Origin of the sequence: Fulvivirga aurantia (assembly GCF_009711475.1) — a bacterium.
GTDB classification, from domain to species: Bacteria; Bacteroidota; Bacteroidia; order Cytophagales; family Cyclobacteriaceae; genus Fulvivirga; species Fulvivirga aurantia.
The window spans coordinates 1-13,616 of record NZ_SMMD01000884.1; the positions used below are offsets into that span (position 1 = coordinate 1).

13 protein-coding genes are annotated in these 13,616 nt (G+C 39.2%); 11 read left to right on the plus strand and 2 right to left on the minus strand.

Features of this window, described 5'->3' with window-relative positions; all coding sequences use genetic code 11:
• The first annotated feature begins 162 nt into the window (after positions 1-162).
• The 5 genes from E1176_RS14700 (at position 163) to E1176_RS14720 (ending at position 3,955) form a co-directional block, all read left to right on the plus strand.
• Positions 163-729: a YeeE/YedE family protein gene (locus tag E1176_RS14700; RefSeq protein WP_155211393.1), complete on the plus strand. Its 567-nt coding sequence runs from the start codon at positions 163-165 to the stop codon at positions 727-729.
• Positions 730-733: 4 nt separating this feature from the next.
• Positions 734-1,147, plus strand: coding sequence for a DUF6691 family protein (locus tag E1176_RS14705; RefSeq protein WP_155211394.1), 414 nt, complete (start codon positions 734-736; stop codon positions 1,145-1,147).
• Positions 1,148-1,188: 41 nt separating this feature from the next.
• A complete protein-coding gene (locus tag E1176_RS14710; protein WP_155211395.1) occupies positions 1,189-2,004 on the plus strand; it encodes a sulfite exporter TauE/SafE family protein in 816 nt (271 codons plus the stop codon).
• A gap of 59 nt (positions 2,005-2,063) precedes the next feature.
• Positions 2,064-3,398 (plus strand): MBL fold metallo-hydrolase, encoded by a 1,335-nt coding sequence (locus E1176_RS14715; RefSeq protein WP_155211396.1) that lies wholly within the window; start codon positions 2,064-2,066, stop codon positions 3,396-3,398.
• An 89-nt stretch (positions 3,399-3,487) separates the two neighbouring features.
• Positions 3,488-3,955 (plus strand): hypothetical protein, encoded by a 468-nt coding sequence (locus tag E1176_RS14720; protein WP_155211397.1) that lies wholly within the window; start codon positions 3,488-3,490, stop codon positions 3,953-3,955.
• Here E1176_RS14720 and E1176_RS14725 read toward each other — a convergent pair whose 3' ends face one another.
• Together E1176_RS14725 and E1176_RS14730 are read right to left on the minus strand one after the other, a co-directional pair.
• A complete protein-coding gene (locus E1176_RS14725) occupies positions 3,956-6,433 on the minus strand; it encodes a TonB-dependent receptor domain-containing protein (protein ID WP_155211398.1) in 2,478 nt (825 codons plus the stop codon). It lies immediately after the preceding gene.
• 143 nt (positions 6,434-6,576) lie between these two features.
• Entirely contained in the window at positions 6,577-7,047 is a 471-nt protein-coding gene (locus E1176_RS14730; protein WP_155211399.1) for a hypothetical protein, read from the minus strand.
• 96 nt (positions 7,048-7,143) lie between these two features.
• On the opposite strand from E1176_RS14730, the gene E1176_RS14735 reads away from it, so the two are divergent.
• From E1176_RS14735 to E1176_RS14760, 6 genes are all read left to right on the plus strand, one after another.
• On the plus strand, positions 7,144-7,560 hold the full coding sequence (locus E1176_RS14735; RefSeq protein ID WP_155211400.1) for a hypothetical protein: 417 nt from the start codon (positions 7,144-7,146) through the stop codon (positions 7,558-7,560).
• Between the two features lie 146 nt (positions 7,561-7,706).
• The gene (locus tag E1176_RS14740; protein WP_155211401.1) at positions 7,707-8,762 is read left to right on the plus strand and encodes a phospholipase D-like domain-containing protein; all 1,056 of its coding nucleotides are present in this window, start codon (positions 7,707-7,709) and stop codon (positions 8,760-8,762) included.
• A gap of 64 nt (positions 8,763-8,826) precedes the next feature.
• Complete coding sequence (gene dinB, locus E1176_RS14745; RefSeq protein ID WP_155211402.1) at positions 8,827-10,041, plus strand: DNA polymerase IV; 1,215 nt, start codon at positions 8,827-8,829, stop codon at positions 10,039-10,041.
• 53 nt (positions 10,042-10,094) lie between these two features.
• The gene (locus E1176_RS14750) at positions 10,095-10,439 is read left to right on the plus strand and encodes a four helix bundle protein (protein WP_155211403.1); all 345 of its coding nucleotides are present in this window, start codon (positions 10,095-10,097) and stop codon (positions 10,437-10,439) included.
• A gap of 33 nt (positions 10,440-10,472) precedes the next feature.
• On the plus strand, positions 10,473-13,433 hold the full coding sequence (locus tag E1176_RS14755; RefSeq protein WP_155211404.1) for a DNA polymerase III subunit alpha: 2,961 nt from the start codon (positions 10,473-10,475) through the stop codon (positions 13,431-13,433).
• Positions 13,434-13,486: 53 nt separating this feature from the next.
• The coding region (locus E1176_RS14760; protein WP_155211405.1) for a DUF433 domain-containing protein at positions 13,487-13,616 on the plus strand (130 nt) is incomplete at its 3' end.

The window sequence follows — 13,616 nt, forward strand, 5'->3', positions numbered from 1 at the left end:
TCTACTTACTAATCCTTAAAGGCTTAGTAAAGAGTCACTACTTTGTATCGGTGTAGGCTGACTTTTTTCTTAACTCATATCTCCTCTGTAACAAATGTTACAATTCCTCATTCTAACCTCACTTAGATTTGTAATCGAATTTAAAAAGAGGAAGAAGGAAGAATGGAACAATTCATCAATTTTATAAGTCAACCCTGGCCATGGTATGTGGCAGGGCCGTTGATTGCGCTAACCATGTTTATCTTACTTTTTGTTGGTAAGCAATTTGGTATGTCGTCTAACTTAAGGACAGCCTGCGCAATAGGTGGAGCAGGGAAGATGTCTGATTTTTTTCAATTTAATTGGAAGGCACAACGATGGAATCTATTGGTTGTGTTAGGATCTGCCATTGGTGGATACCTGGCTTCAGAGTTTCTAGCAAACCCAGGAATAGCCATCGATGAGGATGTTGTGAAAACACTGAAAAACTACAATATCAATAGTTCTGATACCAGCTATCTACCTGATGAGCTTTTTTCATGGTCTGCCTTGGCCAACCCAAGAAATTTGTTCATTCTGATCGCAGGTGGTTTGATGGTAGGCTTTGGGGCTCGTTATGCCGGAGGCTGTACATCTGGTCATGCCATATCTGGTCTGAGCAATCTGCAGTTGGCTTCTTTAATCGCTGTAATCGGATTTTTCATTGGTGGTCTTATTATGATTCACCTACTATACCCAATAATTTTTTAAGAATATGAGAGCATTAGTATATATAATTATCGGAGTGTTTTTTGGTGTCGTGATGTATAAGTCAGAGGCGGCATCTTGGTTTAGAATTTTTGAGATGTTTGAGTTTGGCTCATTTCATATGTATGGAATTATTGGATCAGCCTTAGTTTTAGGTATTTTAGGTGTTCAGATTATCAAAAGGAAAAACCTTAAACCTTTGAGAGGTGAAGAAATGCAGCTAAAACCTAAAACATTACAAGTGAGAAAATCTTTATATGGAGGCGTCATTTTTGGGTTAGGCTGGGCTCTTGCCGGTGCTTGTCCGGGCCCGATGTACGTACTGGCTGGCGCAGGATATGCATCAATTCTAATTGTGATTGCGGGTGCCATATTGGGTACATTTATTTATGGTATGATCAAACATAAACTCCCACATTAAATAAATAAACTAACATAACTATAAAGCATTACACATAATCAATGTCTGTCTTAGAAATATTTGGATATATAGGAGCTGCTGCCATCGGCATATCATTAGGTCTAATAGGTGGGGGTGGTTCTATCCTTACTGTTCCGGTGCTCGTTTATTTACTGGCTGTTGAGCCTATTTTGGCCACCGCTTATTCTCTTTTTATAGTTGGCTTTACAGCATTAGTAGGAGGCATTAATTATGCAAGAAAAGGGTTAGTGAGCTATCGCACGGGCATTGTGTTCACCATACCGGCATTTATTGCAGTGTATCTGACCAGGCGCTATTTGGTGCCTTCATTGCCCGATCTTTGGTTCTCAGTTGGCACTTTTACACTCACAAAAGATACAGGCATTCTTTTGATCTTCGCAGCGCTTATGGTATTTGCTTCCATTTCTATGATTAGAAATAACAGAAAAGAAAACGGGGGAGCTGCTGAAAGTGATTCAAGTCCAAAGTTTAACTACCCGATGATCATTCTTGAAGGAGTGGTCGTTGGTGCACTTACAGGTATGGTAGGTGCAGGAGGTGGTTTTCTCATTATACCTGCGTTAGTTTTGTTTGCTAAGCTGCCAATGAAAACTGCAATCGGAACATCATTATTAATAATTGCTACCAAGTCTTTGATAGGTTTTATTGGTGATATACAGGCAGGAGAACCAATCAACTGGGTTTTCCTCACAATATTTTCTGCTATAGCTGTGTTGGGAATTTTTATAGGTACAGCGCTGGCGCATAAAATTGATGGATCAAAACTTAAAAAAGCATTTGGGTATTTCGTATTAGTAATGGGTGCTTTTATGATTGTGAAAGAACTACTGATGTAGTGTAACATATGTTACAATCTTTTAGCAATAGGCTCCCTACATTTGAAAATAAAAAGGTTATGATAATAGAACAGATATATGATAAGGCGTTGGCTCATGGTTCATACGTCATAGAAAGTGAAGGCAAAGTAGCTTTAGTAGACCCGGGAAGGGATCCACAGCCTTATATAGATTTTGCAGAAAAACATAATGCAGAGATTGTGGCTGTTTTTGAAACACATCCTCATGCCGATTTTGCAAGTAGCCATCTAGAATTTCAAAAGAGATATGGTGCTAAGATCTATATCAATCCTAAGGTTGGTGTGAGCTACGAGTATGAACCTTTAGAGCATAATGATACGGTACAGATTGGCGCTTCAATTATAAAGGCCTTATTTACACCAGGCCATTCTCCTGATCATAATTCATACCTGGTGTATGATGAATCAGGCAATGAGAAGGCCGTATTTACCGGTGATGCCTTGTTCGTAGGTGATGTTGGCCGACCTGATTTAAGAGAAGGTGCTGGTAATATACAGGTTAGTAAGGAAGAGCTTGCTGAGATGATGTATGATACCGTAAATAACGTATTCAAAGAAATAGAAGAGAACGTAACGGTATATCCGGCACATGGAGCCGGTTCACTTTGTGGCAAAAATATGAGTGACGACTTATACAGCTCAATTGGCAGGGAAAAGAAAGAAAACTGGGCGTTTCAGATTGCTGGTAAAGAGGAGTTTGTGAAAAGTTACCTCGAAGGCCAGAGTTTTATTCCAAAATACTTTCCATATGAAGTGGAATTGAATAGAAAGGGAGCTGCTGAATTGACTGAAAGCGTTGACCAGGTAAATATTTCAGATGAAGTTCCGGATAGAAATAAGGTTATTATAGATGTGCGTGACCAGGAGACGTTTAAAAAAGGTCATTACGCAGGAGCTATCAACATACAGAAGGCCAGCGACACCAGTAAATTCGAAACATGGTTAGGGTCAATTGTAGGACCGGATGAGCAATATTATTTGGTGGGTAGTGATGAATCAGAAGTAAAAAGTGCCATTCATAGAACAGCTAAAATTGGCTATGAAATAAATATAATTGAAGGGTTAATTGCTAATGGTTCAGCAGAAAAGACAAGTGATCAATTTGATCTTGACCATTTTAAACAACACCCGGAGGAATACACAATTGTGGACATTAGAAATGAATCTGAGGTGGCTGATGGGAAGTTTTTTGATAGTGCCATCAATATTCCGTTACCTGAGCTAAGAGAACGAGCAAGTGAAGTGCCCACAGATAAGCCTGTGATGGTACATTGTGCAGGTGGCTATCGCTCTGCAGCCGGAGCCAGTATTTTAGCTGCTTCTATCGAAAAGCCGGTTTACGACCTTAGCGAAGCAGTTAATGACTTTAAATAGAAACTAATTTACAGAATACCCAGACTTAAACAGTCGTATCAATACACAGGGCTTATGTTGTTCTCATAAGTAATTGGTATATTCAAGTTATGCGATTTCTAATTCTAATTCTGGGTGTTCTCTTTTCTTTTCAGCTATCGGCACAAGATGTGCCTTATATGGCACAAGATGATTTCGAATTTGAGTTAGACTACCAGTTCGAAAAAAAGCCACCACCATCTCAGAATAAAGTTGACCTCGAGAAAAGAACTACCTACTCTGCAGATTTACTTCCTTACGTAAGAGTTAACCTTAAATTTATCAATCCTCCCGATGAGGCTTTTAGAGTACGAGTTACCAGTAGTGACGGAGCTCTTATAAGAAGTAAGCGTCTCAAAAATCTAGAAACCTTAGCCCTTGATTTAGGATTTGCTGATGATATAAAAGATCGTACAAAACCTCATGCTTTCTTCATTTATTTAGAAAATAAAGAGAAGCAGAGGCTTTCTAAAATAAAGATTTTTGTAGAAGAAACAGGCGATTTTTACCTCAACGATAAGCTGTTTGGCAAAATCTAATTAAAACTGGTTTTGTCCGTCACCACCATCTTCCTGATCCTGGTTGTTGATTTTGCTTCTTCTGGTGCGTTGTTTAAAATCTAGCTTACCAAACTTGTAAGATAGGTTGATGCCAAATGAGCGGAAAGGTATTTCTGTTTCAGAAGTTTGAATGAAGTTTTCTCCCTTAAGCTCACTACCAAAACTCTTATTGGCGAAAAACGGCTCTACAATACGTACGCCTAAGCTAAATTTCTCACTAAACTCTTTCTTTACACCCATCACGAAGATAGAAAATGAAGGGTTGGTGCCTTGTAATGTTTGTCGTGGGGCTCTGTAAAAGCCAAAGAGGTCAATTATCCAGTCATTTTCAAATTTCACACTACCATTTAAGTTTCCGTCCCAAACTACAGCATCTCGAGAGAGCTTTTGTCCGTCTACTACACCTTCGCTATTGTATGTATATACATTAAGCCCACCTCGCAGCGTCACTATTTTTAAAAATTTCACAGACGAATAAAAGTTTACACCATAAGAGTCATTTTGACCTATATTTCTAAAGGTAGTAGTAGAAAGACCTTCATTATTAACGTCTAAAAAACTTTCTATCACTCCCGTGGTGCGCATGTAGAATAGTGTCGTGTTTAGAGAAAAAGACTTAACGAACGTGCCGTAGCTTAACTCATACTGGTCGGTAAGCTCAGGCTCCAGAGCAGGGTTACCAAAACTTATATTTCTGTTATTGTTGAGCTGCACATAAGGATTGATTACCCTTAAGCTTGGGCGTTGTATCCTTCTGGAGTAACTACCTTTCAGCGTATTAAATTTGCCTATTTTTCTACTGAGGATAACTGAAGGCAGCCAGTTTTCATAGCTGTTGCTAAATGGACTTTCCTGTACCTGAAAATCACCATCTATTTCTGTGCGCTCGTAACGGACACCAGCTACTAAGCCATATTTGTCGCCAAGTTTAATGTTTGAGGATACATACCCGGCCAGGACATCCTGGTTATAGTCAAAAATATCTGTACGGGTTGGATCCACTACATATTCGTTGGTCTGTCTGTAAAGTGTATCATACCTAAAATCACTTTTTACATCTCTAAGTATGGTTTTAAAGCCAGATTCCAGTTTAAAATTATCATTGAAAGGGTGCGTATAATCTATTTGAATGGTGTTTTCTCGATTATCACCATCATTCTCGTTTTTCTCATTTTGAAATAAAGAAGCATCATTACCTTCCTGATCACTTTGTGTTACAAGAAAACGCTGATCCTGAACGTTGCCATCAATTTTATAACTCACAGCTAATTCCTGTCCTTCGTTACCCGGAAATTTGTAAATGTAATCCAGAGACCATTCATAGCCGCTAAATAGATTTTCCGTGTCATTGATACGTTCATAGCGCTGAGAAATGTCATTGATTGGGTCTATGAAAGATCCGTCTACATTATTCTCCCTATCTGAACTAAAGCCTCTTAACCTGAAAGCGGTGCTTAAGCTATGAAAAGCATTAAAATCGTAAAAAGCACTGGCCGAACCAAAGAACCCCAAGCGATTAGAGATGTTAGGTCCATCTTCCTGAAGAATTCGACTCTGACCGTTTATAATATCCTCACGGTATAAGCTAAAAGATCCCTCACGATTTGGAGAATAATAAGCGCTAGCACTGGAATTGAATCCCAATCGACCTTTGCCTGCATTGAGGTTAAGCACTCCTCTGTTAGATAAATTGCCTACTGAAGCATCGATACTGCCTGCAAAGCCTTCCGGAGTAGACTTTTTTGTAATGATATTAATAATACCTGCCGTACCTTCTCCATCATATTTAGCTGAAGGCGTGGTAATTACTTCAACACTTTTGATATTGTCCGAAGGAATTGATTTTAGCGCATCGCCTGGGTTACCGGCAAACATTGATGAAGGCTTGCCATTGATTAGTATCTGTACATTTTGGCTGCCACGTAATGATACATTTCCTTCGAGGTCTACATTGAGTAATGGTGCTCTTCGCAATACATCTGAAGCGTCTCCACCTGCATTGGCCACATCATCCTGAGCATTGTATACGATTTTGTCAATCTTGTTTTCTATAAGGTCTCTTTCTCCTGCAATTACTACTTCGTCAAGCTGTTGGGAGCCACCAGTAAGCTCTATTCTTTCAAGATTGACATCAGGATTTTTTGGCGTGAGCTCTACCGATCTGCTTATTGTTTCGTACCCCACAAATGAGATCAAAACCGTGTATTTCCCTATAGGAATGTTGGTGATCTTAAATGAACCATCATCCTGAGTAATTGTACCGTTAATTTGTTTTTCTTCTTTAGTCACCACCACAGAAGCATAGGGCAGAGGTTCTTGCGTATTTGAGTCAACTAGCTGACCGGAAATTTTGCCGGTAATTCCAGGTGATTTTCCGTATCCTCCAGGGCGCTGAGACCATGATGTAGAAGTGATGAGTAATAATAAAAGTGCGGTAAATAATAAGTTCTTTAACATATCATAATAGCCGGGAGGCCATGCTTTAATTGCAAATCAAACGCAAGGCTTCAAATAAATGTTTGTACCGACTACCGTTCTTTTTTCAGCGGCAGCAAATTGTGTTGATTGGGAGCATTAGTCCATTGGCTGGAATTCTATACTTATGCATTTACTGTTGGCACTTCTCCAATATGTGATTTTAGTTGAGCGTGTAGCTTTTTTATCTTCTTCTCTTTCTCTGACTCGAGAAGTTCAATTTTTTCACCATCAACAACCAGAAATAAATGGTGACTTGTATACCTGATTGTACTACTAGACCCTCTTGAGTTATAGGTCTTAGTTTTACTTGATTCTGTAATAATCGCGCGATCTATGTGCTTAAACGGTTTGCTTTCACCTCTTTTAAAACCAAATATTCTAAGTTGTTCTTTGTAATGCTTGCTTAGGAAATCGAAACTGATTTCATAGCGAGTTGTCAACAAAAGATAAGCCATGGCTACTGCCAGAGCAGCCATAATGTAGTTTGTGTTTACAATGAAAAAAATACTAAAGAATGGTAGTAACCCTCCGAATATTCTGAAAGTGACAGGAAAGTAAAAGCCTTGATTGATAGTGAGTTTTGATTCTTTCATTATTTATAACTAACTGATATTTAGTGATATATGAGTTCATTTCGAGTTTGGCCTTATAATTGTTTTTACCCTGATATCAACAAACGAAACAGCAAGATGAAAAAATTAATACCAATAGCGCCATTCTTATTTCTCATACTTATGTCGTGTGAAGTTACTGTAGTTGAGGAGCCAATTCCTTTACATGATAGTAGAAACTTTTTTGTTGGCTATTATGATGTAGAAGAATACGACAAAACATCTGGCTCTTATTCAGAATATAGTTTCAATATAGTGAAATCAGCCAGATACCCACATACTATTTTTATAAGAAACTTTTATGGTGTTGGTATTGAGGTAGTTGCTGAAGTGAGCGGGTATGATATTTATATACCAGAGCAGGATGTTGATGGCTTTCACATAGAAGGAAGCGGTTTTATAGATGGAAGAGAGTTGGTGTTAGATTATGCGGTACACGATCATTTAGACAGCTACAGCCCTACAAGATACTATGAGGTGGTAGCCTGGAGATAATACTTGTTGTTGAGTTTTTTTGACCTGAAATCCCGGAGACGTGTTCTTCGGGATTTTTTTTTGTGTATATGCAAAATACCCAACCTTGGGTATTGATAGTGCTCTTTAGGAACTATTAATTTGATTGTTGTAAAACCAAAGTAGCTATGGCAATCAAAGTTGGTAATGTAGAGTTCTACTGTGGCCCGCACAGTGTAGGCGCAGATGACAACCTGGAACAGGTGATCGTAAATTTTATTGATGGAGCAAAATCCAGGTTAGATATTGCCGTGCAAGAGTTAGAAAGTAAGCCAATTGCCGAGGCATTGATTAGAGCCAGAAAAAGAAAGCTGAGGATGAGGATTGTAACTGAGCACGATTACCTGAGAGTAACCAGGGCAAGAGAAGATCCCTGGCTTTCTGGTGGAACTCATGAGGAGAATAGGCTGATTCATTTAGCTATACTCAGGTCTAATATAGACATTAAGTCAGATTTCAATACCAATATTTTTCATCAGAAGTTCATTATAAGAGATAGTAGCTCCATTCTCACAGGGTCGACCAACTTCACACCTACGGGCACCCATAAAAACTTAAATCATGTGGTAATTGTGCATGATAAAAAAGTGGCCAAAATTTTTAACAACGAATTTAAAGAAATAAGGCAGGGGCATTTTGGTAAACTAAACGAAGGACATGACAAGGCACCGAGCGATGTAAAAGTGTCTAATTTGCCAATAAGAATACTTTTTGCCCCTGATCACAATCCTGAAATGGAGATTATGAAGCAAATGTTAAAAGCCAGTAAACGAATTGATTTTGCCATTTTCACTTTTTCTAAAAGTTCTGGAATTGATGATACAATGTTAAAACTGTTGAAGTTTGGCATGCCTATTACCGGAGTTTTTGATAAAGTTCAGGGTGCAAACAAATGGGCTGCAACACATGACCTCAAAGAAGCGGGGGCTAAACTCTATGCAGTTTCTAAATCTAATGGTGTTGGTAAATTACACCATAAACTTATGGTACTTGATGATGAGGTGGTTATTGCCGGTTCATTTAACTATACGGGTCCTGCTAATGCTCTAAATGATGAGAATATTATTATTTTAGGTGACCTTGACACCACCTCTGAAACTTCTCGAAATGCACAGAAGAAAATTGCCAAACATGCAAGAAGTGAGATTGATAGAATTATAAATGCTCACGGCACTCAGGTCTAAATTTCTCTCAATCTCAATTACTAATATATTTATTAATTACTAAAATTATTAGTAATTTTGTAATATGAACGAACGCTCCATATTACATCTTGATTTAGATACCTTTTTTGTTTCCTGTGAGCGGTTGTACGATAGCAGGCTCATGGGGAAGCCCATACTTATTGGTGGTGTTACAGACAGAGGGGTGGTGGCTTCATGTAGCTATGAGGCCCGAAAATTTGGTGTACACTCGGCTATGCCAATGAAAATGGCCAAACAGCTTTGTCCGGAAGCTATACAGATAAAAGGCAACTCGGCCACTTATACCAAAAAATCAGAAGAGGTAACTGAAATTGTAAAAGAGACGGTGCCTTTATATGAAAAAACCTCTATCGATGAGTTTTATGCCGACTTATCAGGTATGGACCGCTTTTTTAGTAGTTATAAAATGGCAAGCGAACTACGCAAAAAGATCACTAAAGAAACCGGCTTGCCTATTTCCTTTGGTTTATCAGGCAATAAAACCGTTTCTAAAGTAGCCACAGGCGAAGCAAAGCCAGACAATCAAATAAAAGTAGACTACGGTACAGAGAAGCTTTTTCTGGCACCCTTATCTGTAAAGAAAATACCCATGATAGGAGATAAGACCTATCAAACACTTTGCAGTCTGGGTATAAAACATGTAAAAACCATTCAGGAGATGCCTGTAGAACTTATGGAAAAAGTGCTGGGCAAAAATGGTGTTACGATCTGGCGCAAGGCCAATGGTATTGACGACTCACCGGTCGAGCCTTACTCTGAGCGTAAGTCGATATCTACAGAGCGTACTTTTGACAAAGACACGACTGATGTCGAAAAACTCAAAGGCATCATGTTGGCTATGGCAGAGAATCTCGCTTTTCAATTGCCAAGAGGAGAGAAGCTCACCGCTTGTGTGACTGTAAAGGTGCGTTACTCCGATTTCAATACTTACACTTTACAAAACCGTCTCCCATACACCTCTGCAGATCATATACTTATCCCCAAGGTCTTGGAGTTGTTTGAAAGGCTTTATAATAAAAGATTACTTGTCAGGCTCATTGGAGTGCGGTTTAGCCACTTAGTAAATGGTGGCTATCAGATCAATTTATTTGAAGATGCCACCGAGATGATCAACCTCTACCATGCTATGGATTTCATCAGAGATAAACATGGCGACAGAATTGTAATGCGCGCGGCTGGTATGGGTGCCCGCACCATCAGCAGGTTCAACCCCTTCAAAGGAGAGCCACCACCATTACTGGCAAATAGGCGAGCTTAAGAGCTATGAATTACGAGTTACGAGTTTTGAGTAAAGACATTGACTAATTGAATATGAAGAATTTTAAGAAACTGAAAATCTGGCAACAAGGGATGGATATAGTGGCTGAAGTCTACAAATTGACTAAAAACTTTCCTTCGGAAGAAAGGTTCGGGCTGGCAAGTCAAATGAACAGAGCTGCTATTTCAATTCCTTCTAATATTTCGGAAGGTAGTAGTAGAGGGAGTGCAAAAGAGCATAAATATTTCATTCAAATAGCCTTAGGCTCATGTTTTGAGCTTGAAACTCAACTCTTGATTGCTGAACGTATTGATCTTTCTAATTCAACATTAGATATGCTAAAGCAAATGATTGATGAAGAACAAAAAATGCTGATGAGCTTCATGAAAAAGCTATAAGCTAGAAACTCAAAGCTCAAAACTAATAGTCAATTGTACATCAACACGCACTCATGGTTTAGTTATAAGTACGGCACAATTCCCCAAAAAGAATTGCTGGAAGAGGCTATGCGTAGTAATATTGATACACTGGCACTTACAGATATTAATAGCACATCGGCAAGTCTTGATTTTGTAAGGCTGGCCACCAAAACCGAGATAAAGCCTGTACTTGGTATAGATTTTAGAAATGGCGCTCAGCAATTGTTTATAGCACTAGCCAAAAACAACGAAGGTTTTAAAGAACTTAACGATTACCTTTCTTACCACCTTCACAACAAACTCCAAATACCTGATCGGGCACCGGCTTTTAAAAATGCCTATGTTATTTATCCTTTCAAAAATTATCAGGAAGCCAACCTTGGCAACAATGAATACCTGGGAGTAGCACCTTCAGACCTTAACAGACTACGCTTTTCTCAATGGGAAAAGAGGCAAGATAAGCTTGTTGTACTCCAGACAGTTACCTTTCGATCTAAGCGTGATTTCAATGCACACCGATTATTGCGCGCCATAGATAACAACACCCTGCTCAGTAAGCTACCAAAATCAGAGGAAGGCTGTGCCTCTCATAAAATGCTGGACAAAGAAACTCTGATAGACACTTACAAAGCCTACCCCACAATCATTGACAATACAGAAAGGCTTCTTTCGCACTGTAAGTTTACTTTTGACTTTAGTAAAGAAACTCACAAAAATCAGAAAAACTACACCACCTCAGCAGAGGAAGATTACCAGCTACTGCGCAAGCTAGCCTTCGATGGACTAGCCTATCGCTACGGAGAGGCCTCTGAAGATATCATTAAACGACTGGAAATGGAGTTGGATATTATCAGGCAAAAAGGCTTTATCTCATATTTCTTAATCAACTGGGACATAATAAATTATGCGCGTAAGAAAGGCTATTTTTATGTAGGACGAGGGAGTGGAGCCAATAGTATTGTAGCCTATTTACTGCGTATTACAGATGTAGATCCCATTGAGCTGGATTTGTATTTTGAGCGTTTTATAAACCTCTACAGAGAAAATCCGCCAGACTTTGACATGGATTTTTCATGGCGAGACCGTGAGGATATTACCAGATACATTTTTGAGCGATTCGATAATGTGGCTTTACTGGCTGCCTACAGCACATTTAAATATCGGGCAGTAGTAAGAGAGTTGGGCAAAGTATTTGGCCTGCCACCACACGAGATAGATGCCCTGAGTGAAGGGAGAAAAGGCAATGATGAATACGGAGCACTTGTGCTTAAGTATGGCAAACTAATAGAAAACTTCCCGAGTCACATGACAGTACATGCTGGTGGTATTCTTATTTCAGAAAAACCCATCCACTATTACACAGCTACAGAAATGCCACCCAAAGGATACCCAACTACTCATTTCGATATGGTGGTAGCAGAAGATATAGGCCTTTATAAGTTTGATATACTGAGCCAGAGAGGGCTGGGTAAGATTAAAGAAACACTTGAGATCATACCTAAAAATCAGCCTGACGACCCGGTTTTTGATATCCATGATATGAAATTCCTCAAAAAGGATCCGCGTATTAAAGAAATGTTACGAGAGGCTCAGGCTATCGGGTGCTTTTATGTAGAGTCACCAGCCATGCGCATGCTCTTACGCAAGTTACGTGCAGATGATTACCTGGGGCTTGTTGCAGCAAGCTCGATCATTCGGCCCGGTGTGGCAAAGTCGGGCATGATGAGAGAATATATTTTGCGTTTCAGACACCTAGAAAAGCGTAAAGAGGCTCACCCTACAATGCTGGAGATTATGCCTGATACTTTTGGAGTAATGGTCTATCAGGAAGATGTGATTAAAGTAGCTCACTATTTTGCAGGCCTTACATTAGCCGAAGCTGATGTTTTGCGAAGGGGTATGTCTGGTAAGTATAGGTCGCGAGAGGAGTTTCACAAAGTAAAGAATAAGTATTTCTCAAACTGCCAGAAAAAAGGTTATACACAAGCCTTAAGTAGTGAAATCTGGCGACAAATAGAAAGCTTTGCCGGGTATGCCTTTTCTAAAGGACACTCGGCTTCTTATGCGGTAGAAAGCTTTCAAAGCTTGTTTCTAAAGGCCTATTACCCACTGGAATATATGGTGGCCACTATCAATAATTTTGGTGGCTTTTACCGCACAGAAATTTATGTGCACGAGGCTCGCATGCATGGAGCAAAAATACATCCACCTTGTGTCAATAAAAGTACCGCTGATACACAGATATATGGGGAGGAAATATACCTGGGTTTTTGTCTGGTCAAAGATGTAGAAGAACGTATAGTCCAGCGATTTGTGCAAGAAAAATCACAAAATGGGCCATTTGAAGATTTAGAAGACTTTGTAAAGCGTGTAGAAGTGTCTTTAGAGCAATTGACATTATTAATTAGGGTTGGAGGCTTTCGTTTTACAGGAGTTAATAAAAAAGAACTGCTATGGAAGGCTCACTTTATGCTGGGTAAGGCCAAAAAAACACGTCCGGAACCTTCACTCTTTGAGGTGCAATACAAGAAGTTTGACATCCCCCAATTGTCTTACAACCTACTAGAAGATGCTTTTGATGAAATGGAGCTTATTGGCTTTCCACTTAACAGCCCGTTTGTACTTCTTAATGGAGACCTTAAAAGCACGTTGTTGGCCAAAGATCTTTGTCATTATAACGGAAAAGAAATAGCTATTATGGGATATCTGGTAGCCATAAAAAACACAGGCACTTCAAAAGGACAGCGTATGAATTTCGGTACATTTCTCGATATGGAGGGGCATTTTATTGATACCGTCCATTTTCCACAGTCTGCAGCTCAATACCCATTTAGAGGTAAAGGTATTTATACAATCACAGGAAAGGTGGTAGAGGAATTTGATTTTTACACACTCGAAGTTTCTAAAATGGAAAAAGAGCGCTACATCGATGATCCTCGCTATACCGATGGTGGTGATGAGTTCAGGTGGTGATATTAAAATAGAGCAATATTGAACGATTTAACCATTTTTCGTATTATTGATTTATGAAATGGCAAGAACATATAACATCCAACAAAGAGGTATTATTAGGTAAGCCTGTTATTAAAAATACACGTATTTCTATCGAATTTATACTGGATAGGCTTGCTAACGGTTGGACTGAGCAAACCATTT